The following is a 25,470-nucleotide window of genomic DNA, read 5'->3' on the forward strand; positions in this document are numbered from 1 at the left end:
AGACACTCAGAATCGAGTGCCTGATATGCTACTTCATTATTATCTTTGAGAACTGAACCCTTCATATTTAGGCTGGTATTTTAAATGGAGACTTGTTTCAGCAAAACTTAATACTAAGGGTCCGAAATTTGCGTCAAAAAGAATATCAATTCTTCTTAAATTCTTTTTCATCCACGATTCAATATTATCAGTGGACAAGCTGTATTTTTTCATTTCGGGATCTGATAAGATTGACGAAGCCAGCGTACTTTGAGCACTTCCAGGTTTATAATGCTGATAAGTAAAACGTGGTCCGCTGTTTGAACCCGCTTTTCCGATTTTTAGAAATCGGTCATTTAGAGCAAAAGAATAGATGCCCATTTTTCCTCTAGGCAAAGTACGTGCGCAATGTGGACAGCCCAAATCGATTACGTCGATTCTTTCGCTATCAATTTGATATTCAACAGCTTTAAAAGCGCTTTTTAACAATTTTTCAAATTCTACAACATAGTCCATTTGACCCTCATCTTGATTAAACATAATACCGAACAACCAATCTTGAACCAAATCCACTACTTTCTGTTTTTCCAGCAACAGGTCGCGGGAGTTCTAAAACTTTATCCCCGGTTTTCATGCAATTATACATGGCCTGACAGCAACTTTTCATTCGAGCATCTTTTCCCTTTGGATCTCCAAGCATCTCATGCAGTGTTTTTGCACAAATATCAACGTGGTCTTCTCCATCCTCTTTTACATCCCGTTTCAATAATTCGATTTCCGTCATAAAATCTTGAACATTTGGAATAGCCATTTCATTACCTCCGTTTTTTTCTGCATTATAACACAGACACCATATAGTAATTCAAGTCATAGTATTGGATTGTAATTGGAAGTAACTGGTGTGTGATTGAGTTGTGATTTGTACAATTTTTTTTAAAAAATGGCCATTTCATGGGGTTGTTTGGATCTGCTTTTTATTTTACATCTAAAATGCAACGAAAACGTAAAATATTAGTATCATCAGAATGCTTAAGTTTTTTTAAGTAAATTTATAAATATTCTGATGCGCTTTTTATGGAATAAGATCATCAATCGTCCATTCCCGTTTCGGTTTCTCCATCCCCAGAAACTGCTTATGACAAGTCCAAAGATCAAGCAGTAGGCCTAAGGGCATGAGCCAGACCTGTTCTTCTGACCGATTTAAATGAACCGTTCCATAATATAAAAGTCGAGTAAACAATGCTTCATCATCTACTCGACTCTCACGTTTTTTAGGGGTTCACCATCAGAGGTATTCTCCTCACTTTCGACATGACGCTTGGTGCCACGCATCATGGCTTCGGTGATGGCATTTTTATAATCTGCCAGTTCCATCGGGGTCGTTAAAAGCTCGACGGCTTCTTCGGTGAGTAGGGGTTTCTTTTCTTCATTCTGAAGATTATGAATCAGGATGCTTTGGTTGGCCAGCAGGGCAATCAGCCAAGTTACCTCGTCCAGAGCCATTTCAAAGTTTTCATTCTTCATTAAGGTTTCACCCAGGTTGGCGAGACCGCCATAACGCTTGGCAATTTCCTTGGTGGCTTTGGTGGTAAAAATCAGCGGATACTCCACGCCACCGATTGCAACGACGGCCATTCGATCAGTATCCATCATCATGGTGTACCTCCAATACTGGCCATGGTATTTAACCAGGTCTTAGCTTCTGCTTCGGTTGGGAAGGTGGCTTCTTCTTTCCAGACATCCAGCACATCGGTTAGGATGGTGCCTTCAATGGTCGGGGTCTGGAAGTTGATGGCTTCACCACGGGTTTCCATGCTTTCAGATGGGACGCCGAACTTTACCTTGGTGAGCCAGATCGCTCGAAAACCGCGGATGTTATTCTTAATGCTGGTGGCATAAAAGCCGACCCCCACGAACGCCCCATCGTCCGAGCCTTTAGCCGTCATTTTCTTATTGGTTCCAGGATCAATAGTGGTCAGGGTATGCCCAAGAATCAATGCCCGAGTTTCATAGTCCAAATGGTCGCCATTGAGGGTGAGCTTTCCGGATTTGAATTCTTTGACATTTTCAATGATCCGGTCATCGCCGCGCAGCACCCCTTCATTGACTTCGATATTCATATCAGCTTTGATCGCGTAGGCCATGATTCGGCCTTCTGCGTAGCTGGTGTCGGTTTCGGTTTCTGTCAGTTTTGAACAGATGAGATATTTAAGTCCTATTTGTGCCATTTATACTTCCTCCACTTCATAGTCTTTTGCCACATCGATGGCATAATGATAATAGCCGGTGTCATCCTCATGACCGACATAGCGCCGATCGGTAATGACAAAGCCTGAATTGAGCAGACTTTTAATGAGTCTGTTTTTTAAAGCAATGTAATTATTCTTACAAAAGATCGAAATCCGCACCTCCTCAACCGTTCGCAGGGGCAGATCGTCGCCGTAGAGTGCAAATGTATCTGTCAGCGGGGTCACCACCATATACTCGTATGATGGTTCTTCAGAAAATTTCCCAGTTTCCACCAAAACATTGAGTCCGCTAATGATCTGATTGAGTTCGATTAAGCTGTTCATAGACTTTCAATCTCGCTTTCCAGTTTATTCTTCATCGCTTCAATACAAGCCTTCCGGGACTTGGCCCGGGCTGGTTTGAGAAACGGTTTCGGCAGTTGGCCGCTTTTGCCGTATTCCAGAATATTGGCAATCTTGGCATTGCTTTCGCCACCGGAGCGGGGTTCGGAGAAACCGATCTTGAGATTGTAATTACCAGCACTGTCTTTTTTCACCGGGGATATCCCCAAGGCCGCTTCCAGCTCGCCGGTGGAGCGACTCTTAAGTTTGGTTTCGCTACCAATGACAGCGCTGAGATTGCTTTTGACTTTTTCAAGGACCACATCGCCACCTGCTTCCAAAACTCTGGGAATGATGTCATCGGACTTTTCAGCAAGGGTTGAAATTTTGAGCAGAAAATCGTCCGGCATTTTGATCGTAATTTTAGCCACTGGTTTCCATCCTTTCACAGAGCACTTCGGTGTACATCCCTCGACCTTTCACATCCTCAACTGAAACGATGTTGTAGCGTCCGGTATCACAGACGATTACCATGTTGGTTTTAACAACAATGCCGGGAATGGCTCTAAATCTAAAAAGTGCCGAGGCATTGGTAAAAATCGCTCTGTTTTTCCAGCTTTCATTGCCATGGCGATCCTCTTTATAGGCTCGTACTGAAGCGATGATGGTATCGCCGGTGCTTATAAACCCTTCAGTATCTTTAACCGGTTGGGTAGTGATCAGATCGATCGTGGTATTCATTTTTCCAAAACTCATGATCACACCTTAAAATCCTTATTCATTTGCAGAAGCCGATTGACCACCGTCCAGACCTGATTGCTGGCCTGAACATTGTCGGCAAAAAAGCCCCCGGTGCTGCCATCCCGGCTTTCATAGAAATGGGATGACAGCATAATCACTGCCTGTTCGGTGGTGGGGTGCATATCATGCTTTAAATAAAAACCATCTTCTTTTTTTTGATAGCTTTCCGCATAAGATGTGGCAGTAAAGATTAGATTTTGTAAGAGCTCATCGTCTTGGTCATGCTCGAGAATCAGATTGGCTTTGACTTTTTCCAGGAGCGTCTGCATCACTGCCACCTCATTTCATTGGTATGTTTTTGATTGATTATTCTGACTTCATTAAACCCGCTGCTTTAAGCTTTGCCAGCAGTGAATTAAAATCCGCAACCAGCCCTGGTACAGTTGTCGCAGCACTATCGGCTTGATATCCAGCTTGGGGTAGGCCCAACAAAATAGCACCCTCTTTAATATCAAGGGTGCCGCCAATGACCGTTTTATCGCCGCCCTCAGTTGTATAATTCTTTGTCGTATAACTCACAGTCCTACCTACGCTTTTTGTTTCAGGGTCTTAATGGCTTCTGGCAGGATCAGCTTGCCATCAACCCGCTGAGTGGCCATAAAACCTACCTGACCGGTTGTGGCATAGAGTTCGTTTAAGCGTTTAAAAGAACGACCCTGACGATCAGCTATCCAGTAATAACTAAAATCTCCAAAAGCAACAGTTTTTGCCCCGGCCGCAATCGTTGGAACATAGGAAGATGTTTTAACCGGACTATTGAGAATTGTATCGGGTGTTCCAGCGGTAATGGATGGTTGCCAGATGTAGTTCCCATTGCCATCTTTTAATTTCCGGATAGCTTTGACGGTGGCATCGTTAAGAACAAAGGTAGCGTTTTTTCGATACGGGGATTTAAGAGAATAATAGAGATCCATGATCTCATCTACCGTAATGGCTGTAGCACTGGCTGTGGTAATCCCATCCTGGGCGCCGCCGGTGGTATTAAAGATCCCGGTTGGTTTACCGACACCATCACCGATAAAAAACGCTTCTTCCTCTTTAGCTCCGATTCGACGGGCAAACTCCTTTGCAATATAGGCTTCCAGGTTAAAGATGGAATCATTTAATAGTTCTTCAGATACTTTAAGCAGGGTTCCCAGTTTGTAAGCACTGATTGAAACCTGTCCAAAAGAATCATCACTCTCCTGAGCTGCCCCTTCTTCTTCTATCCAAGATGCTGATCCTTTCGTAGCCACCACGGGAATTTTACGATCGCCGCTAGCCGTGGTAATAACCTTAGCCAGGATTCTAAAGATATTTTCTTCTTCCAAGCCTTCCACCAGGGTGCGCTCAAACTCATCGGGGACCAGATAGCCACCTTCGCTGTCGCTGCCGATTTGCAGCGCATTGGTGATTTCAAAGCTTAGGGACTTGTTGCGCATGGCGTTCCAGAAGGAATCGGCATACTCATCACTGCCCCGACCGCTTTTGGACTCGGTCATCCCATCAGGTTTTCCGGTAATCGGAGTATTGATCGGTTTTGAAAACTCCAGATCCAGGGTCTGCTGACGCTCCAGGCGATCAATCTCTTTTCCCAGATTTACCACATCGGTTTCCATTTTTTCGTAGACTTCAATATCGACAGCTGCAAGCAAACCATCCTGATTTCTTTTTTCATCCAGGAATTTTTTTGCATCTTCCCAGACTTTGGCCCGTTTTTCACGTAATTCTAAAATTCTTTTCATAGTCGTTTCCTCCACTTATTTAATCAAATTTAATCGTGTCTCAAACACGTCGACCGGTATTCCTACAGGGGTTGTTGGCTTAGGGATTAGCTTATCCAGCAGGGAGTTGGTCACCGCCTGCCGGGAAAAGCTGTAGTTCTGGGCACCATCGCAAGTTTCTCGCTCATCGAAGAGCATCTCATCGGCAAAACCAAGTTCCAACGCTTTATTGGCATTAAGCCATGTCTCACCATCCATCAGCTTTGACAGTTTCGCCCGGGGTTGTCCGGTTTTAAGCTCATAGGCATTGATAATGCTTTCCTTCACTTCATCGAGCATTTGAATGGCTTTTTTCATTTCCGTGCTGTCGCCAATCGCCACCGTCAAGGGGTTGTGAATCATCATCAAACTTGTCGGTGAGACTTTGACCGTTGTTCCGGCCATGGCAATGACAGAGGCAGCACTGGCCGCAATCCCATCAATCTTGACCGTGACGTTTCCTTTATAGTCCATCAGCATGTTATAAATTTGACTGGCCGCAATACAATCGCCACCGGGACTGTTAATCCAGATATCAATGTCGCCTTCACCGGAGACAAGTTCTGATTTAAACTGCTTGGGGGTTATTTCGTCACCGAACCAGCTTTCCTCCGCAATTGCCCCGTTGAGATAAAGGGTTCGTGAACCATCTTCGTTCTTAATCCAATTCCAAAATTTCTTCATTCGTTTCCTCACTTTCATTCGTGTTGATATTTGCAAAGGCGCCAGCATCTTGAAGTTTTGTCATTGCGCCATTTATCAAAAATAAATCTCCACCCAGTTCTTCAGGGATACGGTTTAAGTTTTCCAGTTCCCGGATATCATTAGCGCAAAGCCAGCCGTTTTGCCTGCCAGTGGCATACCCGGCCATTCGGGAAGCATAGTCACCACGCAGCAGACCATCCACCGAAAAGCGGATAAAGTATTGGGATTTTTCACTATCACTAAGCAGGGCCTTTTGCATCGATTGCTCCCAGCGAATCACCCAGGGATCCAGGGTATATTTGACAAATTCCAATGACTGTTGTTCAATGTTTGAAAAGCTGGACTTCTCCAGATCTCCAATCATATGGGGTGGGATCCTGAAAATCCGGGCGATTTCGTTGATCTGAAATTTCCGGGTTTCCAGAAACTGGGCCTGTTCCGGAGGAATACCGATGGAAGTGAAACGCATCCCTTCTTCTAAAACGGCAATCCGATGTGCGTTGCTGCTGCCTTGATAAACAGCATTCCAACTTTCCCGGACCCGTTTGGGATCTTTAACTACGCCGGGATGTTCGAGCACACCACCGGGATTGGCGCCGTTGCTAAAAAACTTGGAGCCATACTCTTCGGTAGCAATCGCCATCCCGATAGCATTTTTGGCCATTGCAATCGGTGAATAACCAATTAAGCCATCAAAACCAAGGCCCGGGATGTGCAGCACCATTTCTTTGCGCATCACCACTTCGCCTTTATCGCTCTGATATTTGTAGAAAAGCTCTCCATTTGAAGCCCGATCCACCGTCATTTTGTCTGGCATTAAGGGATATAGCGCCAACACCTGTCCTCGGCCATCCCGAATAACCTGGGCATAAGCATTCCCCCAAAGCAAAAGATGACTCATCAGTGTTTCACGAAACACAAAAGAAGTCATCTCCGGATTGGGTTCATGATGGAGGAGCTGATATAAAGAATGCTCTTCGGCTTTTTCTTTGCCATTTTCGGTGTACGCATAGGTGTGAAGCGGCAGACTGGCAATGGTTTCGGCCAGGATCCGCACGCAGGAATAGACTGCCGTTGTCTGCATTGCCGTTCGTTCATTGACCGTTTTCCCGGCGGTGGTGCCACCGAAGAAAAAACTGAAGGGGTTATTATCAAGATAGTTTTTGGGTTTGTCGCGGGAATGGAATATGTCTCTTAATCGACTCATGGGTTCCTCCTTAAAAACGGGCGTAAAAAAAGCACCTCGAGTGAGATGCATTTTAATATTTCTCTAATCTATATTAGGTCATCAATAACTGCTTGAATACTGTTGAGATTTCCATGGCCTAATGCGTTATAATATTTTACGTGCTCAGTAACCGCACGTATAGCATTTTTGAAAACAGCTTCACCGTAATCTTTTTTGATACTCTCAAGATAGAATCTTGTGGCAAAAGTATTAAGTGTCCTTGTGTACTTTTGACCATCAATCATTGCCATGAAGTTGGTAATGAAATCGCCAGCTGATCCCTCATTCATTCCAGTTTTTTGCGCAATCTCCAATTTCCCTTCGGTTCTGCCAATTTTTCCTTCATAGACCTTCTTTGCAATTTCATAAGAACTTATTACCATCTCATCTGTGATAGTTTTTCTCATGTTATCCTCCTCTACAGAATTTAAAAACTCATATCGATAACGATCAACGCTTTCATAAACTTCACTCCAAATTTCAACGATATCACCATTAGTAATAAAGACTTTGCCGTGTGAGTTGCTTGAATCAGTTTTCATTTGAGCAAAATTACCTCTAAAGTCAGTGACATAAGTTTCCGGGTATTCGACTTTGTTAGAACACCTCTTGACCAACTCATCTAGAAGCACAACCCCTTTTTCGCTTTCAATCTGCAAAAATGCTTTGATGATTCTATGATTGTTTTGCTTCGGACGATGTACCCAAGCTGGAATCTTTCGATTCGCTTTGGCATAATTTTGGTCGTAATGTATAACCGGGGTGACGGGTTTAGGAGTGGTATTAGCTGACAGATTTTTAGCTGCTTGCATAAAGCTATCACTTACATATGCAGTAATAATCTGTTCACCTACTTCATCCAAACTATTTTTGTTTAGGGTAAGAGCAATCTGAAATTGTTCATATAAACTATCGGGGATAATCAGTTCAAGTTTTGCCATATCGTAAATCCTCCTTTTTGATTTATTATATAGCACATATTATTATTTGTAAATGCATAATTGCAAATTTGTAATTTACATTATTTAGAAATAACTAAAGGACAATATCCCCCTTTCATCATAGACACTCCCACCCATATTCCCACCGCAGCGAATTGCCCGATCGAGCGCCATAATAGTGGCCACGGCCCCATCAATCCGCTCGGTGGATTTCTCCTTATCCGGTTTGATATTTCCAGCCGGGTCTGTCCGGACAAAGATGTTGTCCATCATCCATCTGAGCACCGGATGGCCGCCATGAGCTATTTTCTCCTCCAGCGTCAGCTTCATCAGCTCTTTGGTTGGTGGCGACATATCCTTGAAACCTTGCCCGAAAGGGACAACGGTAAAGCCTAACCCTTCCAGGTTTTGCACCATTTGAACAGCACCCCAGCGGTCAAAGGCGATTTCTCGGATATTATACTTGGCGCCCAATTCGTCAATAAAGCTTTCGATAAAACCATAATGAACCACATTTCCTTCGGTGGTCTGCATGTGGCCTTGCTTTTCCCAGACGTCGTAAGGGACATGATCCCGTCGGACTCGCTGTTCGATGTTTTCTTCGGGAATCCAGAAAAAAGGCATAATGACATACTTTTCATCATCAAACTTTGGTGGAAAGACCATCACAAAGGCTGTAATGTCAATCGAACTGGAAAGATCGAGGCCACCATAGCATTCTCGACCAAGCAGCTCATCCGGGTCGATCGTTTGATCGCACTGATCCCACTTTTCCATCGGCATCCATCGAACGGATTGTTTAACCCATTGGTTGAGCCGCAATTGCCGGAAAAGGTTCTCTTCAGCAGGGTTTTCCTTGGCGTTTTCACAGGCGACCTGGATCTTTTCGATGTCAACGGTGATGCCCATGGAAGGATTGGCTTTCTGCCAAATCTTGGGATCGGTCCAATCCTCGTTTTCTTCAGCACCATAGATAACCGGATAAAAGGTCTGATCAATCTTCCGTCCAGCCAGGATATCCTCGGCTTTCTGATGGACCTCCCAACAAATGGAGTGACGATCGGTTCCGGCAGTGGTGATTAAAAAATAAAGGGGTTGCTTTCGGGCATCCCCGGAACCGTGAAGCATAACATCATAGAGGTTTCGATTGGGTTGGGCATGCAATTCGTCAAAGACAACGCCGTGGACGTTAAGTCCATGCTTGGTATATGCTTCCGCAGACAATACCTGGTAGAAGCTACCCAGCGGTTTATAGACCAGTCGCTTCTGGGATAAGATTGGTTTAATTCGGGATTTAAGGGCTGGGCATTGGTCCACCATATCCACCGCCACATCAAACACAATCGAGGCCTGTTGTCTGTCAGAAGCACAGCCGTAAATCTCTCCCCCGTGCTCATAATCTCCACAGGTTAAGAGCAGTGCCACTGCGGCTGCTAACTCGCTGTTATGAGTTGGCAAAAAAGAGTGCCCCACTAAGTATTGATGAGACGGGCTATCCACTTGTATGCACTGCATTCCCTTATTGGTTATGGGCTCAATTGTATCAATATAGCGGTAGTGGCTTCGTGTTTCAGGGTTTCGCTTTACAGATCTGGTTTGTTTCCGATACAATCCACTGATTGAAATGTCACTAAAAGCGGTAAATTTTACATAGTACAGGGTTTCTCCCGTGGCAATTCTGCCACATTCTTTGCTTTTTTGGCTCCATTCTTTTCTTTGCGTTGAGGGTGCAACAGTGATCGCGTTTTTAATTCCCAAACTCCATAACAACTCGCTGACGCTTTCTGATAAGGCTTTTTCGGTTGATGTATAAATAGCCTGGCCTTTAACATTGATCGAACCATCGGAATCCATCAGTCCCCAAAGCAATCGTATTCGTTGCTCTTTCGAAGAACGTAAATAATCAATCGGTATTACCTTTTCGTGATAGCTTTTTAATAGTATTGGCCTGAGTGCGGGTATCCGAAAAACCAGACTATCACCGACATTTTTCCACGTACTGACGACTTCGTAAAAGAGGATGATATGCTTTAGCACACCGGCGACGTCTTCGGTTTTTATCGTGATTTCAGGTTTGACGGCATTGCCGTTACCAAGCCAATAACCCATCAAATATGGCTCTATTGGCAAGTCAGCCGTGTCGTTTTTGATGCAATCGGCAACCGGAATTCTAAAACGAGTACACCCTTTATCTTTGGGCATGCGAAAAATTTCACCGGTTGTCATCATCCGCTTCTTGCGTTTGCCATAAGTGTATTCCCCTACCCATTGATGGTTTTCCCCTGCTTCAATAACTTCACCATCTTTAAATGTAATACGATAAGCTTGTTCGGAAAAATCGATCTTACTTTTTGCAACAACACGGCAAAGCTGGCCCTTCTCATCGAAAACAGTATCACCAACGGCAATATCGCCCATTGTTGTATAACCGTTTGGCGTTGGAATAATCGTATCAAGCGCCAACTGCTTCCCCTGCTTCTTAGCGATCTCGATGTAGGCGGTGTTAAACTGCCGGGCCTGGTTTGGCTTTAGGATTCCAAACACATCCCGGATGATCTGCTCCTGCCAGTCGATCAGTTCAAAGGGCTGGCCATGCCATTGGCCTTTGGTATGTTTGAGGCAATTGATAAATGAAACCGCCAGATCGGCACGGTTTTGATCAAAGATGGACGTCTTTTGTTTAAATGGGGTTGGTTGATAATTTTCCAGATAGCGCATGGCCGTCCGCTCCTTTCTGAGAACTGGTGCTGTTTTTAACTGTTAAAATAGGCCAGGATTCCTTCCAGAATGCCCTGGGCTTCCAGTTCAGCACCGCCATTATTAAAGAAATGACAGTCGCTGGGGGAAGTAGCAAACAGCCCTTCGGTGATAATGGCTGGCATGTTGGAGTAAGTGACATCGGAATCATCACGCTGGATAATCCCCCGGTTAGCTAAACCCATACAATTGCACATCCCATAGAGCACCAGCTGTGCCAGTCTTAAACCGTTGGTACTCCCGGGATAACAAATGACCAGGGTACCGCTGGATTCCGGATTGGCTGATCCGTTGTGATGGATGCTGACAAAAATATCGGCATTGCTTTCATTGGCAATGGCCGGACGGTCACTTAAAGCCATCCAGCGGTCATCGGTTCGTGTATAAGCGACGCTGAAACCGCGTTCCTTAAGTAGTTGGCCCAGTCTCATACTCACCACCAGGTTCATGTCCTTTTCCTGCAGGTTGCCGCAAGCTCCGGGATCGGATCCACCGTGACCGGGGTTGATGCACACCAGCTGGCCATTGCCGTTTCCGGCTGGTAAAGGTTTAACGATTGACGGAGTTTCAGTCGTTCCGGTCTGGTTAGCCGCCGGTGGTATCTCAATACCCAGTGCTTTCAGCGTTGCATTGCCAACAATCCCGTCGACAGACAACCCGTTCTTTTTCTGAAAACCAGTGGTAGCTGCCAGAGTTTCTGAGCCAATAGCGCCATCGACAGCTATGCAGTAGCCGTTCTTTGTCAAGGCTTCCTGAATGGTCTTGATTTCTCCCATTAAGGCAGCATCGGTGAGATTGCCATAAATACCATCCGGCTCCAGACCATGATAGGCTTGCAAGGCCAGTACAGCTTCCTGGGTTTGGCTTCCAAAGTCACCATCAACCGGTCCGGCGTCATAAGCACAGAAATTTAAATCCTCTTGTAATTGGGCCACATCAGTGCCCATGGTTCCTATCTCAAGATACATAATAATCCTTTCCTTGCTGGCCATTGGCAGATTTCGATGCAAAAATGGCCAGCAAAAAAGCACCCCGCAAGAGATGCTTTGATAAGTTTTTAAATTTTCATCTTCTTTTTAGTGACTTTTATCCAATCGCGGCTTCGGTTGAATCACTGACCGCCTGCCTAAGGATGCCAACATCAAACCCGGCGGCTTTGTAGCCTTCCAGAATGATGCTGTAGTAGTAACAGCTTGGTAACCCCAAGGGTCGGTTCTCGTTCATCAGGTAAAACATGGCTTTGCTAAGCCGCTTGCCGATGGGGATGGTGAGGGTTTCTTTTCGATAAAGAATCGGCCAGCCTTCGTAGTGGTCCAGGGCAGCTTCATCTACCGGGGTGATTTCCCAGACCAGCACTGGCACCCGGCTGCCTTGTTGGGGTTTGATGGTGGCCACCGCGCCATCGTGGGGGCCTTTAAACAGCAGTTGGTAGCCATCGAGAGTGAGTGTTTCGACAACCCGAGCCGTGGGGCAACGTTTGGCCATTTGGGCCAGATTCAAGTTTGAGCCATAGGCCAGATACAGTTTAGTCTTCATGGGCATTCTCCTTCTTTCCTTTTGAACCAGGGGCAGCTCATGCCACCCCGTACCGCCATGCTGCCGAGCCGGTAAGGGCCGTGGTTAAATGCTCGCGGCAGTTGGCATACTCGCTGCCAATAAAGCCGATGCGGTTTAAGTAGGTGCGCATGGCAAACTTTTCATTTTCAACCTGGGGCTTCTTGGCAGAAGCGCATTTTTGGGTTAAGGCCTGGTTGTTGATGGCCAGGGCCAAAACAATGTAGCTTCTGATTTTTCCGGCGTGGAGAATGCTGTTGAAGCCTCGTAACTCGACCGTGTGGTGGCCGGTAAAAAAGCTGTGCAGGTTCAGGAAATGGTAGCGGCTGTTGTGGTAGTGAGTCCGGCGGCTGTCGTTGTAGCCGTCATACCAGATATCTTCAAGTTCAGCCATGGTGGTTGGCTTCTGCTTTTTCAGTTTTTCAATCAAGATGCTGTCCATCTTTTTGCAGTAGATCATTCGCTGAGGCGCAATCTCCAGGGCTTTGTAAAAAAGGTCGTTCTTGCTGGCGATGATGTTGATGAAGTTTTTAATGCTGCGGGGTGAGTGGTCTTTGCCATCCAGATGGATGTGGATGCCGCAGGAGCTGTTGGTAAAGGCTCCGGCGCGTCTGAGCAGCCGCACTAGCTCCTGCAGGGTAGCAATGTCCTCCCGGTAGGAAAGGATCGGGCTGACCAGCTCGACGCTGTAGTCTCTGCCAGCGGCGACCCTGCGACCCTGTGATTTGCGTTGGCAATTGATGCTGCCATCGCTCATGAACTTCCAGACCCGGCCATCCGGGGCGGTGACCTTTTTGGTGTCGTAGTAGGTCCCGCCTTCTGCGTAGGTTCCGTTTAGGAAGCTGGCAGCAATCGCAGCAGCCTTTTCTCTGGTAATCCCGGTGAACTCAATTTCAATTCCGAAGTTTGCTGTTAACATCGTTTCGTACTCCTTTAAAGTGTATTTGTTCCGTTTGCATGTACATATATCACTCTAAACGACATTAATAGCAAGTCAATTCGCAATAAACACAAAAGAATTACTCAGCGTCTGTCTTTTTTCCACTTTTAAAGGCCGCACTGCCTGACAGCTTCGATAGCAAAATCTTGCGGGTGATTTTGTAGTCATCGCCGATAAAGCCAAGCCGCAGCAGGAAACACCGGAAGGCATACTTTTCATTGTTGACGGTCTTTACTGTAGCCGAGATGCGCTTTTGCGTTTTGGCCATTTCACAAATGGCGGCAATGAACTGGGTGTAGGCCTGGATGGCTTCGGGATCAGCATCGGCTTTAAACCAGGGGAAGGAAATGCAGCCCTCGGACATCTCAACCGGTAGGTCTTCAACGCCAAGGGCTTTTTTAATCAGCTCACCTTTGCCTTTTAACAGGTTTTCAAGGTTGGTCACAGCTTTATCAGTGAAGCCTTCCTTGGGCATTTCAATGGTGAGGATGTCCTCGTTTTTGGTTTCTGTTTGGATTTGGTTTTCGGTTTCTGTTTCGGGTTCTGTTTCGGGTTCTGTGTGGCTTGCTTCTTGTTCAAAAGTGAATCCTCTCAACTTCAGGCTTTCCAGTAAGGTATCAACCACCGTTTCGGGAGTCGCTTCAGCAACAATCAGGGTCCCTTGCTTATCCACCTCAAAGCCGCCAATGGTGTAGGCAAAGGATGGTACTCCTTGGTAGACGGGCTGAATCTCAAGGATTTCACCGATGGCAGTCACCATGGCTTTTCGATCACAGTCTGTAAATTGGTATTGCATCGTCATGGTCTTTCACCTTGCTTTTCATTTTTGCTGCTGTTTTCAATCATCACCCAACGATCCACCCCAGCGATTAACCCAAGGCGACTACCACAGTCCCATGAAACGTGAATGGTGCCGATGTCGTCAATACAGTCCACGGTACCAGTTGCCCCTTTAGGCAGAGTCGAGTAGGGATCATACATGTAAATCAGTCTAACCCGATCACCTTTTTTGACAGCTGTTAAATTTTGAGGTTTCATTTCTTGCCACTACTTTTCTTTTTACCTTCGACAACCAGTTCAAAGCGATTTTCTTCGATCAGTAACCACAGTTCTTGGGGGCCGTAGATTAGCACTTGGTCATAATTCCCGCTTGTCTCCACAAGGACCAAGTCTCTACCGTTGAGTCCAACAATCTGGTAGGTTTTATTTCCTGAAACGAGCAATGTACCTTTTTTCATGATTTTTTCTCCTTTAAATGTAGTTTTGTTGTGTCCATATATCACTCAAAAGGTGGATAGGCAACCCTTTTTTGGACAAAAATTACGCGGACATCATACACTTATAATCGACTGGTGAAAGATAGCCCAATGAGCCATGAATCCGATCATTATTAAACCAATGGACATAGTCAAATAATTGATATTCCAATGTTGCCAGGTCGCTGAAAGTTTCGTTAAACACAAATTCTGTTTTGATAATTTTAAATGTGGCTTCGGCTACGGCATTATCATAAGGGCATCCTTTTTTGCTTAATGATCGTTGAATATTAAAAGTGCTCAGCAGTTCGTCAATCAGTTTATTTTTGAATTCATTCCCACGATCAGTATGAAAAATAGCAATCTCAGCCAGATTTGACTTAACAGTGGAAAAGGCTTTATAAACGAGTGTCGCATCTTTGTTTTTGCCCGCAGCATAACCAATAATTTCACGGTTGAAAATATCAAGAAGAATGCAAATATACTGCCACTTGCCGTTCACATTAACATAAGTTAAATCGCTGACGACGACTTCTAATAATGGACGTTCATCAAATTTTCGAGCGACAAGATTGGCTGTTTTTTCTTCATTGCAAGTCGCTTTATGAACTTTAAAATGCTTGACTGTATACTTCGATACCAGGGCGTATTTCTTCATAATTTTACCGATTTTGCGTCTTGAAAGTTGATGCCCTTTTTTAGCTAATTCTATTTTAATCTTCCGGGTGCCATAATTATTACGGCTCTTTCTGAAAATTGAAATAATGAGATTCTCATTTGCACAGCAGTGAGATTTAGGGCTGCTTTCATTGTAATAGGTACTTCTGGCTATCTGTAAAAATTGGCACATTGCACTGATACTGTACTTGTCACGATTTGCCTTAATAATCGCTATCTTCGTCCCATTATCAGTGCTGCCTGCTTTAAAATATCATTTTCCATTCGTAATTGAGTCAGTTCTTTTTTGAGTGCTAGAAGTTCAATTTCTTCAAGACTTCGATTATCCTTGGCCTTAAATGATTGAGTACCATTATAATCTTTTACCCACTTGTGTAAGGTTGACCTTGCAATTTTGTATTCTTTCATAATCTCAGAAGGCGACTTCTCATTATTATAAAGATTAACGATTTGCTTTTTAAATTCATCGGTATACTGTGACATGTTATTTCCTCGTTTCTATATTTTTTTATTATAACATGTCCGAATAAAAACTGTCTTATTTAGTATAACCTATCCAAGGTGCTAATTAGCAAGTAGTATTTGACAAAGATAATATCATTATCGAAGGGTGTATATTTTGAGCTTTGAGAACCAATTAAAAAAGCGAGTTCCTGGTCTTGCCAAACTCGCTTTTTGCTTTTTTAATTTTCGATCGCTGTGTAGCGGGGGTAATCGTATCCTTCGCTGTTTATCAAAATGCGTTCGTTTGTTGCTAAGTTCTGAACCCTTATGCACCTTATTTTTCCGTCTTTGTCGTTGCCGCCATCCGATTCTTTAATCCAGGGTTGGTCTTCTAACAAATCCTGGCCCAGCTTTTCAAATTCTAAATCGCTTAATCCAACTTCTCGGATGACCGTGTATTCGGTTCCAACGCTGCCTTCTTTTTTAGCGCTTTCTGTGACCTCCCTAAGTTCTTCCATGTTCATTAACTTCCTTGCAAATATTGCTTTCATAAAAGCACCTCCTTTTTTGTTAGTACATATATCACTCTAAAGCAACATAATAGCAAGTGTTATTTAATGAATTCTTCGTGTTTATGTGTATTTATTCTTTAGCCGAAAGCTCAGAATAACCACTTGTTTTACCGTTACGAATAACTGAAATCCCGTCGTTTGAACCAGTTGTTTCAGCGTAACGCTTAACAATCACATCGCAGTATTTGGGATCCAGTTCCGAGGTATAACAGACCCGGCCCATCTGCTCGCAGGCAATCAGGGTGCTGCCGCTACCGCCGAAAGAATCCAACACAATGTCGCCTTCTTTGCTGGAGTTGCCGATGAAATAGCCACAGAGTCCCACCGGCTTCATGGTGGGGTGCTCGCCGTTTCGCAGGGGCTTGTCAAACCGCACCAGGGTGGTTTGCTTTCGATCGCCATACCAGGCGTGGCCAGCGCCATCCTTCCAACCATAGAGGATCGGTTCATGCTGCCATTGGTAATCTTGGCGCCCCATGACCAGGGAGTTCTTCACCCAGACCAGGCATTGCCGCAACACATAGCCAGCTTCTTTAAAGGCGGTCCGGAAGTTGTAGCCTTCACTGTCGGCATGGAAAACATAGATCGGGGCACCTTTTTTCGACTGTTCAAACATCCGCTCAAAAGCGGCGGTTAGAAACGCCAGGAAAGAAGCGTCACTGAGTTTGTCATTTTGAATTTTAAGTTTTTCTTTGGTGCCACCCTGATAATCGACGTTATAAGGCGGGTCGGTTAAAATGAGATCAGCCAGCTGACCATCCATCAGAGTATCCATATCGTCTTTGAGGGTGGAATCACCACAGATCAACCGGTGTTTTCCCAACAGCCAGACATCGCCGGTTTGGGTCATCGGGGTGGTGATCTCATCCAAAGCCTGGTCCGGATCAAAGTCATCCTCCTGGGCATCGGGTTCACCAAAGAGCTCATTGATTTCTGCCAGATCAAAACCGGTCAGGGAAAGATCAAAGCCGCTATCATCAAGATCCTTTAGCAGATCCGTTAACAGCGGCATATCCCAATCTCCGGAGACCTTATTTAGAGCAATATTCAATGATTTCTCTTTTTCTTCATTCATATTCACTATAACGCAATCCACTTCTTTTTCGCCCAGCTGGGTCAGTACCTTAAACCGCTGATGACCACCGACGATGTTGCCGGTGCGCTGGTTCCAGATGACTGGTTCCACGTAGCCAAACTCTTTAATCGAGCGCTTGAGTTTCTCATACTCGGCATCGCCGGGCTTAAGGTTTTTCCGGGGATTGTATTTAGCGTGTTTAATTTTCTTTACGGGTATCTTTTGAATTTCCAATCAGATTCCTCCTAATTCTATTCGCCGCGCCGGGCCGTCAGCAGCCGTTCCATCACGTCATCGTGGGGATTGCTGCCTTTAAATTCCTGGGCGCAGTTCTCTTTGACTACCTGGTATATCTGATACCAAAGGTTATTTGACAATTTCATAAAGCTTTGGGACATGGCCACAAAGGGTGATGGGATTGCATTGCCTGTGGTAGGGTGTTTGGCCAGAAAGCCAAACTCAGTAATTGATTCTTCACACTGAATCCATCGGGATACCGCCATGGCATACTGCTCGATGAGTTGTGTTGAGACATGTTGAGCACAACCCCGTTCGGCCAGCCATTGCCAGGTGATTTCATAAACATCCGCTGCCATCAGCGGTTTGCCGTTTTTCTGTGTGGCGCTGAGATAGTCTTTTGGCGGGGGCATGTCCTGACCTTCCAGCTTGGCGGTGTCAGAAAATTCCAATACCGTCAGCTTACGTTTACCGGGGTTACCATCCATCAGTTTATCAACAAGAGCTTTCTTCTTTTTTCCGGCTCCGACTCGGGAACCGCCGTGACCGTTGGCCATAAAACACACCGTCCTTTCTTTAATCATTTTTTACAATAAAAAAACAACCACATAATTTGCAGTTGCTTTGATAGAATTTTGCTTATAGATATATCAGCTCCTACCGTGTTTGCCACAAGATCAAATCGATTTTTTTTATTTTTGTGATTTCTGCATTAGGATAGACTTGATCGAAACATTGAATCATTTTTTTTGCATCATCTGTTTTTAAATACGTCGAGTACCAATCAGAAACATCGTCATACAACTTCACGGTTTTATTAAATCGGTCCTTCGCATATGTGTACGGTAATTTCAGTCCAATATTCTTCAAAACATACTGGTCTATTATTGGTTTATTTGGATCGATTGTCGCTATTAGTTTACTGGCAAAAGAAGCTTCTAGTCGTCCAAAGGTTTCAAGATACTTTAATACATCAGGATATTCAAGAGCTTTGTTTTTATTATCCTCAAGCAGATTAAAAAAGCCATTAGAAAAATCCTTAACGTTCGGATGTCTAAAGCCATAGAACTTTTTATAGTCATTTTGAAATTCTTCATCTTCTTTTACATTAACTTCATGAAACCTTCTCATGATTTTTTGATACTTTGCCAACCCCTGCTGTAAATCTGAAATTGCTTTTTCAAATCTAGCATTATCCATTTTCATCCTCAATTTTCTATCAGAATTATGGGCGTTTCTTTTATTTCTATCATAACGGCATTGGATTAAAAGAGCAACTATTTCATGCAACTGAGATGTGATTTTTTCTAATTACTTTTTCTGAGCAGTTATGCTTCCCTATACGACCTCTTGAAATCGCGACTTTTAACGCGTTGCCCCCTACCCGTTGCATTTGCAACACGTTTTAGCGATTTGACTACCCCCACCGGCTATTTTTATTGTTAATCTAAAGATATTCTGGTATAATATCTTTAGATTAACAAAGGGGGACAATCAAATGCCTAATATTAAATCCAGTACGGATCTAAGAAATAATTACAATGAAATCTCTAAATTCTGTCACGAACACGAAGAACCCATCTTCATCACTAAGAATGGTCAGGGGGACTTGGCTGTCATGAGCATCGAGGCATACGAAATGTTAAACGGCAAGGTTGAACTTTATCGTGCTCTTGATGAAGGTCGTGCCGCCATCAAAGCCGGAAAAAAACGTCCACTGGCTGATGTCATGAAGGACCTGCGACAAGAGATAACCAATGGCAACGTATAGCATTGAGGTCTCAGAGCCAGCCGAACACGACCTTCGTGATATTATCCTGTACATATCTTCACAATTGTCATCGCCAATGACGGCCATGAATATGATGGACACGATTGAAGAAGCACTGCTTGGGTTATCCGAAATGCCGCAGAAATGTCCGGCAGTTCGTGATGACCGGCTGGCTTCAATGGGGTACCGAAAACTCTTGATTAAGAACTATGTCGCTTTCTTTACCATCGATGAACAATCCAAAGTTGTCAACGTTGAACGAATCCTTTACGCCCGTCGTGATTGGCTTCGCATCTTGTAGCCGTTCATTTCCACCGGCCACCTTCACGAGCGGTAATGGTGGAGTGGCAGCTACTGCACAGGGCCATGAGGTTTTCTTCATCATGATTCCCGCCCATAGACAGAGGTTTAATGTGATGAACTTCCTGAGCCGGGGTCAACTTGCCACTCTCCTGACACATCTCACAAAGCGGGTGGGCTTTGATGTAACGATCGCGGATGCGTTTCCATGCCCATCCGTAGCGTTTCCGGGTCTCCGGATCACGCTGATACTTTTCATAGCGTTTTGCTTCTTGCTTGGCATGCTCGTCACAGTACCGTTCAGATGTTAGATTTGGACATGCTTGGTGTGAGCACGGCCGTAGGGGTTTCTTTGGAATATCTCTCACCTCATTTCCAGCATTAAAAAAGCCCTCACAGGTTTTCCTGTAAAGGCATCAATCATTTCATATATGTTTTTATTTGTTTTGACAATTTATTCTATTTTGGCAATTATAATATTACCACATCTAAAATGAAAAAGCAGTACACCATTAGTACACTCTTAGTACACTCTTAGTACACCTTTAGTAAACCATTTAGCGTTAAGGTGTTCAAATAATAAAAAAACAGCCAGATTTTTTCTGACTGCAAGTTTAATTATACTGTTCAAAAACGCCGATCTGGATCTGAATAGCTTTGGTTATTTTCTCCATCACGTGATCATCGGTAATCTGGCCGATCTTACACATGAGTTTTTCTTTATCAATCGCTTCGACCTGCTCAGCAAGTGCCACGCTGTTTAATCTTAAACCGCTTTCAACCGATGCTTGAATAAAAACATGGGTTGGTTGAAAACGTTTTTTACTTGTTCTTGAGGTCAGTGGCACAATTGTAATCACCGGTGAATGGGTATTGGCTTTATTATTACTAACAACAATTACTGGTCGAATCCCACACTGTTTCTTGCTCTTCGGATCATGACCAAAATCAACAGAATAAATGTCTCCTCTTTTACAATCCATGACCACCCTCAACTTAACATATAATCAGCCAGTTGCTGATCACGAAGGTTATATAATTCTTCTAATTCGCAAATGGCTTTTTTACGATGTTTAGCAATCATGTTCCGACTGATATCATATTTATCAGCAATCTCATCCCATGTCAGATCATTTATGATCATGTCAGTGATTATTTCGGGTAGTCTGCCACTTAGCGATTGCATGGATAATTCAAAAAAATTTAATTCCTCCTGCAATGAGTCGTGTTTTCTGATCAAATGTCTGTACCAGCCATCATTTATGCGATTCATTTTGTTTTCATAGGAGAGCGCAATTCCAGCTGTTTTATCAGATATATTACTGGTTTGCACCCTTTCCCCTTCAGGCTTCGCAAACTGCATAGTTTCAATGAATTCTTTGTCTGAGATACCTGTAAATGTCTTGATCTGGTTTTTCAGGCATCTCAATTCTAAGGTTCGCTGCGGATATTCTTTCATTATTTTCTCAATTCTTTTACTCATGGTTCACACTCAATTCTGGCTTTCACCGCCTCAATCAGCGATGCCTGCTGGATATCCTTATTTTCCAAAGCCTTTATCACATCTTCGTCGTGGGTTCCTTTGGTAACCAGATGCTGGATCACAACAGTATTTTTCTGTCCTTGGCGCCAGAGCCTGGAATTAAGTTGAAGATATAGTTCTAATGACCAGGTGAGTCCAAACCAAATAATCGTGGACCCACCATCCTGTAAATTCAAACCATGACCGGCGGATGCCGGATGGATCAAAGCCACTGATATTTTCCCAGCATTCCAATCTTCTATATCTTTTGCTGAATCGATGCATCGGGTACTGAAGCGTTCGCTGATTCGAGAAAGGTCATGCTTGTACCAATAGGCGACCAACAATGGTTTGCCATTAGCAGCTTCGATTAAGTCTTCCAAGGCATCCAGTTTTTTATCGTGCACGTAATGAACTTTATGCTCATCACCATAAACCGCACCGTTGGCCATCTGCAAAAGCTTGTTTGATAAACCCGCTGCATTCATCGCATCCACTTCACCAGATTCCAGGGTAAGGACCATCTCCTTTTGCAACTGGCCGTATTGCTTCTTTTCTTTTTCACTCATCGAAACCTCAATCACGTTGGAGATTTTTTCTGGCATATCAAGGAAATCAACGGCCTTCATGGAGATGCAAACATCTGAGATCAGATCATAAATGGCTGCTTCAGCACCATCTCTGGGCTTGTAAGAGTAGATGATTTCGCGATTGCGGCGATCTGGCATAAAAAAGCGTTCCCGGTAACCACCGATAAATCGGCCCAATCTTTTTCCCATATCGATCAAATACAATTGGGACCAAAGATCCAAGAGTGAGTTCGGGGCTGGTGTCCCGGTTAAACCGATGATTCGTTTTACTTTTGGCCTAACTTTTTTTAACGCTTTGAACCGTTGGGCTTGATTGGATTTAAAGCTGGAGAGTTCATCAATGACTAAGGTATCAAAATCCCATTCATGGTTGTCAACTAACCATTTAACATTTTCCCGATTGATAATATAGATCATAGCTCTTTTTCTTAATGCTTCTTCCCTTTGAGTCTTGCTACCTAGAACCAATGAATAGGTAAGACCGGTCAAATGCTCCCATTTCGTTAGTTCTTTTGGCCAGGTATCTTCAGCCACACGCTTCGGTGCGATTACCAGAATTTTCCCAGATTCAAAGGTATCCAGTGATAAAACCCAGAGTGCGGATAAAGTAATGATCGTCTTGCCAAGCCCCATATCTAACATAAGGCAACAAGCCGGATGTTCAAGAATAAAGTCTTTTGCATACACCTGATAATTATGAGGTTTGTATTTCATTCAGAATCACCCCAATTTCCTCTTCGTTGTCGAGCACAAAACATATGAAGCCAAGTGCAGACAATTGTTTCATTCTTTTTATTTGCAAAGGTCTTAGTTTTTCACCTGGTGCTTTTATTTCCACGAAAGCCATTTTCTTTTCTGGAAGAAGCACCAGTCTGTCTGGTACTCCATTCATCCCGGGGGATATAAACTTTATGCAGCAACCACCTACCGACTTAACTATTTTTACAAGTTTTTGTTCTACTTCTTTTTCTCTCATTTTTTGCACCTCCATCAGGTATAATTTCACGTGTATGACACCTTATGCCATGTATCTATATACTTTATATATAGGTAGTTATTTTTTTCTTCTTATAAAAAGAGTAGTAAAAAACTGTCATAAAGTGTCATAAAGACAGAATCAATCGGCTGGAAAAAATTCCGTTTTGAGTCTTAAACCCTTGATATATCTGCCTTTCGTGTTTCTGAATCGTTCAAATTCAGCCGATTCCAAAGCAGTATAGAAATCAGCTGTACTCCTGATAAACTCCCCTACCTGCATACAGAAAGTACGATATGCATTATAGACCTCGCCCGATTTTTCAGTGTATGAATCATCAACATCACAACACTCCATTAAAAAATGCGACAACCAATCATTAGCATCTTTATAATGTTCGATGGCATCACGGACTTTTTGGGGTGGTGCAACTTTGTACTCATCGTCAATTACTTTCATTGCGCCTTCAATAACCCAAGCAAGGATCGCTCCCCCCGCATTTTCATACAAATAATCCGCATAATTTTTGATATCCACACTGCCTTCAATCTTTGCGTCAAACGGAATTACAATCAATCGTCGCCAAATTCCTTTATCGATTGCCCCAACCTTTGGCAGGTGATTGGTATACAGAACGAGTGTATGTGAAGGAATATAACTGAATGGATCTTTATATTTTTTCTCTGCATAAATTTCATCGGTCGAACAAAGCTGCTTGACATTAGATGTATTCAGTCTCATCCCTTCTTCCAGCTCCGCGGCAATCAGCATTCTTTTTCCTTTTGCCTCCGCAAGTTCGGGTTTCACATTTCTACGACAACCAACAGTAAGCATATCGGCAGAAATATTCCCACTATATGTTCCAAGTACTCTAGAAATAGCATTCCAGAATGTAGATTTTCCGTTTCGCCCATCACCGTATGCAATTATTAATGCTTCAACGTACACCTTTCCAATTGCAGAGAGACCGACCATTCTCTGTACATATTCAATAAGATCTTTATCAGTTAGAAAAAAGGTATCAAGTGCAGACTGCCAAATATCACTCCCATTAAAATCCGGATCAACGGTAGTCTGTTTTGTAATGAAGTTTTCAGGGTTGTGCTCCAATGGGAAATTTACGCCTATTCGAAGATCGAAAGTATATGTTGGTGTATTTAATAAAAATTCATCCGAATCAAGATTGCACTGTTCAACTTCAAGCATTGGCCTCGCCTCTTTTAATGTTGCGCCAATGTACTTTGAATCCCGACGTTTGATGGCATATTTCTTATAATCAAATGCTGCTTGATACAAATCAAAGGCATGTGCTTGCTGTTTATTAAACATCTGCTCAGCTTTTTTGGGTCCAACTGATGCCAGAATTTCCATGCCACCATTTTTCACCAGCTCATCCATCGCTTTTTTCATTTCAACTTCAGCCTCACCGAGCTGACGTTCTGTTAAATTCTGCGATATGCCCTGAGATTTTGGTTTTGATTCTTCCCAAAAACTATCATTATAGACAATATAATCCGTTGCAGGAGAATAACGAAGAACCTCTTTATATTCTTTTGCCAGAACAATTGCCTGACCGACGTCAGAAAAATCATCAGGTTTCAATTTATAATCCGCGTTATATTTTTCTGGGGAAATATACCCCTCCTGGGAAAATACCTTACCTCCAAATTTTACTGCGCTGTTCCAGATCACTTTTAACTCACCTTCAGGTAATGGTGGATTACATTTTTCAGCTTGTTTTATAAACAACTCATAGGCTTCGTCGTTATTGCCATATCGCTTGATGAGTTTCCCTGCAATATGGCTCATGGTGCTGTTTCTCTGCCCTTCCTCTACTGTTTCCATTTGAGCGTCAAATTCAGCAAAATCCTCTACCTCAAGAAAATCTACAATATTCTTATCACCTGCATAAAATTCCACTTCTTTTGAATCGTTACCGAAAAGAAATCGTGCACTGTCGAGGGCTTTTTTATCAAAGAATGGAAAAAAAGTTGTAATTCTTTTTTTAAGAGCTACGTATGCTACTGAATCCGTCATAGGTGGAATAGCAAAAAATATATGAAATCTCGGTCGCGGCGATTTAGCACCTTTTTGTTTCATATTATTTCTGCTGTAAGACGCCACGAATGCTACATTTGGCATAGACAGTGCGACATCAAGAGGCGTCACCCAATCTTTTGGATTGTCTGAGTGATCATTATCGCAATCAAATGGAATATTATCAGCTTCTTCAAAATTATCTGCACTCCGGTAATTATTTTTGTATCTTGCCGTCACATGATCATTTTTGATTGCTTCTAGAAAAGACTCTTTATCGACAATTAACGCTTTATTGGGATACAGGCAGTTTGCGCTGTTTCCAACGCAATCTGCCGTATACAAAGTAAATTTAATCATAAGCTTCAACCTCCTTCATTTCCCAGTTGAACCACCTTATTTTCATTCTTCGTTTTTTTGCAATACCAATTTCATGGGCCATCCTTTTCGTAATGACTCCACCAAACACCCATAACTCTTGACATTTTCCAAGAAGTACATAATTAAAATGCTTCGCCATTTCACATTCTTCCGGATTGGTATCATCCATAAACTGTGGATACAAAAGATGGGTCGTTATTGGAATCCCGCTTTGTTCAAATGTAAAGCGACTATATTTACATGCATTCTTGACGTTGTTTGAAATATCACCAGCATAGGGACTACAAACATACACTAAAGGGCGGTAGACAGCCTTCAGATCGGCTGCAATCTCCACGCAATTAATATTGGAAATCTCTACATCTGAAACCAAGCCATTATTTCTTTCATGGTTTAACTTTTTAATCTCCATCA

General features: G+C 43.4%; 34 protein-coding genes. 2 read left to right on the forward strand and 32 right to left on the reverse strand.

From position 1 onward, the window contains the following. Window positions 1-39 precede the first annotated feature (39 nt). The 25 genes from U2P91_RS00235 to U2P91_RS00355 form a co-directional block, all read right to left on the reverse strand. Window positions 40-495, reverse strand: a complete 456-nt coding sequence (locus tag U2P91_RS00235; protein WP_286806627.1) for a hypothetical protein — start codon at window positions 493-495, stop codon at window positions 40-42. Window positions 496-511: 16 nt separating this feature from the next. Then, window positions 512-790 (reverse strand): hypothetical protein, encoded by a 279-nt coding sequence (locus U2P91_RS00240; protein WP_286806629.1) that lies wholly within the window; start codon window positions 788-790, stop codon window positions 512-514. Window positions 791-1,230: 440 nt separating this feature from the next. After that, window positions 1,231-1,632: a hypothetical protein gene (locus U2P91_RS00245; protein ID WP_322518936.1), complete on the reverse strand. Its 402-nt coding sequence runs from the start codon at window positions 1,630-1,632 to the stop codon at window positions 1,231-1,233. Beyond that, window positions 1,632-2,207 carry a major tail protein gene (locus U2P91_RS00250; RefSeq protein WP_070372613.1) on the reverse strand — a complete coding sequence of 192 codons (576 nt, stop codon included), beginning with the start codon at window positions 2,205-2,207 and terminating at the stop codon, window positions 1,632-1,634. Before U2P91_RS00250 ends, U2P91_RS00245 begins: the two co-directional genes overlap by 1 nt. Beyond that, window positions 2,208-2,552, reverse strand: coding sequence for a hypothetical protein (locus U2P91_RS00255; protein WP_322518682.1), 345 nt, complete (start codon window positions 2,550-2,552; stop codon window positions 2,208-2,210). Beyond that, window positions 2,549-2,980, reverse strand: coding sequence for an HK97 gp10 family phage protein (locus U2P91_RS00260; protein WP_322518683.1), 432 nt, complete (start codon window positions 2,978-2,980; stop codon window positions 2,549-2,551). The genes U2P91_RS00255 and U2P91_RS00260 overlap by 4 nt, the downstream gene beginning before the upstream one ends. Then, window positions 2,973-3,305, reverse strand: coding sequence for a head-tail adaptor protein (locus tag U2P91_RS00265; protein ID WP_322518684.1), 333 nt, complete (start codon window positions 3,303-3,305; stop codon window positions 2,973-2,975). Before U2P91_RS00265 ends, U2P91_RS00260 begins: the two co-directional genes overlap by 8 nt. A gap of 2 nt (window positions 3,306-3,307) precedes the next feature. After that, the gene (locus U2P91_RS00270; RefSeq protein ID WP_070372617.1) at window positions 3,308-3,619 is read right to left on the reverse strand and encodes a head-tail connector protein; all 312 of its coding nucleotides are present in this window, start codon (window positions 3,617-3,619) and stop codon (window positions 3,308-3,310) included. A gap of 37 nt (window positions 3,620-3,656) precedes the next feature. Beyond that, window positions 3,657-3,869, reverse strand: coding sequence for a Head fiber protein (locus U2P91_RS00275; protein WP_070372618.1), 213 nt, complete (start codon window positions 3,867-3,869; stop codon window positions 3,657-3,659). 8 nt (window positions 3,870-3,877) lie between these two features. After that, complete coding sequence (locus tag U2P91_RS00280) at window positions 3,878-5,074, reverse strand: phage major capsid protein (RefSeq protein WP_322518685.1); 1,197 nt, start codon at window positions 5,072-5,074, stop codon at window positions 3,878-3,880. A 15-nt stretch (window positions 5,075-5,089) separates the two neighbouring features. Further along, window positions 5,090-5,776 (reverse strand): head maturation protease, ClpP-related, encoded by a 687-nt coding sequence (locus U2P91_RS00285; RefSeq protein WP_070372620.1) that lies wholly within the window; start codon window positions 5,774-5,776, stop codon window positions 5,090-5,092. Further along, the gene (locus U2P91_RS00290; protein ID WP_322518686.1) at window positions 5,751-7,004 is read right to left on the reverse strand and encodes a phage portal protein; all 1,254 of its coding nucleotides are present in this window, start codon (window positions 7,002-7,004) and stop codon (window positions 5,751-5,753) included. Before U2P91_RS00290 ends, U2P91_RS00285 begins: the two co-directional genes overlap by 26 nt. 68 nt (window positions 7,005-7,072) lie before the next feature. Further along, window positions 7,073-7,966, reverse strand: coding sequence for a hypothetical protein (locus U2P91_RS00295; RefSeq protein ID WP_322518687.1), 894 nt, complete (start codon window positions 7,964-7,966; stop codon window positions 7,073-7,075). 84 nt (window positions 7,967-8,050) lie between these two features. Beyond that, window positions 8,051-10,684: a terminase TerL endonuclease subunit gene (locus tag U2P91_RS00300; protein WP_322518688.1), complete on the reverse strand. Its 2,634-nt coding sequence runs from the start codon at window positions 10,682-10,684 to the stop codon at window positions 8,051-8,053. A gap of 35 nt (window positions 10,685-10,719) precedes the next feature. Then, a complete protein-coding gene (locus U2P91_RS00305; protein ID WP_322518689.1) occupies window positions 10,720-11,691 on the reverse strand; it encodes an N-acetylmuramoyl-L-alanine amidase in 972 nt (323 codons plus the stop codon). A 118-nt stretch (window positions 11,692-11,809) separates the two neighbouring features. Continuing rightward, window positions 11,810-12,259 carry a gamma-glutamylcyclotransferase family protein gene (locus U2P91_RS00310; RefSeq protein WP_322518690.1) on the reverse strand — a complete coding sequence of 150 codons (450 nt, stop codon included), beginning with the start codon at window positions 12,257-12,259 and terminating at the stop codon, window positions 11,810-11,812. Window positions 12,260-12,296: 37 nt separating this feature from the next. Further along, entirely contained in the window at window positions 12,297-13,196 is a 900-nt protein-coding gene (locus U2P91_RS00315; RefSeq protein ID WP_322518691.1) for an amidoligase family protein, read from the reverse strand. Window positions 13,197-13,296: 100 nt separating this feature from the next. Continuing rightward, window positions 13,297-14,019 (reverse strand): virulence protein, encoded by a 723-nt coding sequence (locus tag U2P91_RS00320; protein ID WP_322518692.1) that lies wholly within the window; start codon window positions 14,017-14,019, stop codon window positions 13,297-13,299. Then, a complete protein-coding gene (locus tag U2P91_RS00325) occupies window positions 14,016-14,255 on the reverse strand; it encodes a DUF4314 domain-containing protein (protein WP_322518693.1) in 240 nt (79 codons plus the stop codon). The genes U2P91_RS00320 and U2P91_RS00325 overlap by 4 nt, the downstream gene beginning before the upstream one ends. Continuing rightward, window positions 14,252-14,455 carry a hypothetical protein gene (locus U2P91_RS00330; RefSeq protein ID WP_322518694.1) on the reverse strand — a complete coding sequence of 68 codons (204 nt, stop codon included), beginning with the start codon at window positions 14,453-14,455 and terminating at the stop codon, window positions 14,252-14,254. Before U2P91_RS00330 ends, U2P91_RS00325 begins: the two co-directional genes overlap by 4 nt. Before the next feature lie 82 nt (window positions 14,456-14,537). Beyond that, window positions 14,538-15,634 (reverse strand): IS3 family transposase gene (locus U2P91_RS00335; protein ID WP_296560871.1). Its coding sequence is split into 2 segments (ribosomal slippage): window positions 14,538-15,400 and window positions 15,400-15,634, totalling 1,098 coding nucleotides; the frame shifts between segments, so codons are not numbered across the junction. A gap of 200 nt (window positions 15,635-15,834) precedes the next feature. Then, entirely contained in the window at window positions 15,835-16,146 is a 312-nt protein-coding gene (locus U2P91_RS00340) for a hypothetical protein (protein WP_322518695.1), read from the reverse strand. A gap of 91 nt (window positions 16,147-16,237) precedes the next feature. After that, the gene (locus U2P91_RS00345; RefSeq protein WP_322518696.1) at window positions 16,238-17,476 is read right to left on the reverse strand and encodes a site-specific DNA-methyltransferase; all 1,239 of its coding nucleotides are present in this window, start codon (window positions 17,474-17,476) and stop codon (window positions 16,238-16,240) included. 17 nt (window positions 17,477-17,493) lie between these two features. Beyond that, window positions 17,494-18,036 (reverse strand): P27 family phage terminase small subunit, encoded by a 543-nt coding sequence (locus U2P91_RS00350; RefSeq protein WP_322518697.1) that lies wholly within the window; start codon window positions 18,034-18,036, stop codon window positions 17,494-17,496. A 100-nt stretch (window positions 18,037-18,136) separates the two neighbouring features. Beyond that, window positions 18,137-18,679, reverse strand: coding sequence for a hypothetical protein (locus tag U2P91_RS00355; protein ID WP_322518698.1), 543 nt, complete (start codon window positions 18,677-18,679; stop codon window positions 18,137-18,139). 298 nt (window positions 18,680-18,977) lie between these two features. Between U2P91_RS00355 and U2P91_RS00360 the strand changes: the two genes are divergently transcribed. Together U2P91_RS00360 and U2P91_RS00365 are read left to right on the forward strand one after the other, a co-directional pair. Next, entirely contained in the window at window positions 18,978-19,250 is a 273-nt protein-coding gene (locus tag U2P91_RS00360) for a type II toxin-antitoxin system prevent-host-death family antitoxin (RefSeq protein WP_322518699.1), read from the forward strand. Continuing rightward, window positions 19,237-19,551 carry a type II toxin-antitoxin system RelE/ParE family toxin gene (locus U2P91_RS00365; protein ID WP_322518700.1) on the forward strand — a complete coding sequence of 105 codons (315 nt, stop codon included), beginning with the start codon at window positions 19,237-19,239 and terminating at the stop codon, window positions 19,549-19,551. The genes U2P91_RS00360 and U2P91_RS00365 overlap by 14 nt, the downstream gene beginning before the upstream one ends. 4 nt (window positions 19,552-19,555) lie before the next feature. Here the strand turns inward: U2P91_RS00365 and U2P91_RS00370 are convergent, their stop codons facing one another. The 7 genes from U2P91_RS00370 to U2P91_RS00400 all read right to left on the reverse strand — a co-directional run bounded on the left by U2P91_RS00370 (window position 19,556) and on the right by U2P91_RS00400 (window position 25,468). Continuing rightward, complete coding sequence (locus U2P91_RS00370) at window positions 19,556-19,909, reverse strand: HNH endonuclease signature motif containing protein (protein ID WP_322518937.1); 354 nt, start codon at window positions 19,907-19,909, stop codon at window positions 19,556-19,558. 255 nt (window positions 19,910-20,164) lie between these two features. Then, the gene (locus U2P91_RS00375) at window positions 20,165-20,533 is read right to left on the reverse strand and encodes a type II toxin-antitoxin system PemK/MazF family toxin (protein ID WP_322518701.1); all 369 of its coding nucleotides are present in this window, start codon (window positions 20,531-20,533) and stop codon (window positions 20,165-20,167) included. A gap of 8 nt (window positions 20,534-20,541) precedes the next feature. Then, window positions 20,542-21,033 carry a hypothetical protein gene (locus tag U2P91_RS00380; protein ID WP_322518702.1) on the reverse strand — a complete coding sequence of 164 codons (492 nt, stop codon included), beginning with the start codon at window positions 21,031-21,033 and terminating at the stop codon, window positions 20,542-20,544. Further along, on the reverse strand, window positions 21,030-22,376 hold the full coding sequence (locus tag U2P91_RS00385; RefSeq protein WP_322518703.1) for a DEAD/DEAH box helicase: 1,347 nt from the start codon (window positions 22,374-22,376) through the stop codon (window positions 21,030-21,032). The genes U2P91_RS00380 and U2P91_RS00385 overlap by 4 nt, the downstream gene beginning before the upstream one ends. Continuing rightward, window positions 22,357-22,638 carry a VRR-NUC domain-containing protein gene (locus U2P91_RS00390; RefSeq protein ID WP_322518704.1) on the reverse strand — a complete coding sequence of 94 codons (282 nt, stop codon included), beginning with the start codon at window positions 22,636-22,638 and terminating at the stop codon, window positions 22,357-22,359. Before U2P91_RS00390 ends, U2P91_RS00385 begins: the two co-directional genes overlap by 20 nt. 141 nt (window positions 22,639-22,779) lie before the next feature. After that, a complete protein-coding gene (locus U2P91_RS00395; RefSeq protein ID WP_322518705.1) occupies window positions 22,780-25,035 on the reverse strand; it encodes a phage/plasmid primase, P4 family in 2,256 nt (751 codons plus the stop codon). After that, window positions 25,028-25,468: a DUF4406 domain-containing protein gene (locus tag U2P91_RS00400; RefSeq protein ID WP_322518706.1), complete on the reverse strand. Its 441-nt coding sequence runs from the start codon at window positions 25,466-25,468 to the stop codon at window positions 25,028-25,030. Before U2P91_RS00400 ends, U2P91_RS00395 begins: the two co-directional genes overlap by 8 nt. Window positions 25,469-25,470 lie beyond the last annotated feature (2 nt).

Source organism: Acetobacterium sp. K1/6 (assembly GCF_034438075.1).
In the GTDB taxonomy this organism is placed as follows: Bacteria; Bacillota; Clostridia; order Eubacteriales; family Eubacteriaceae; genus Acetobacterium; species Acetobacterium carbinolicum.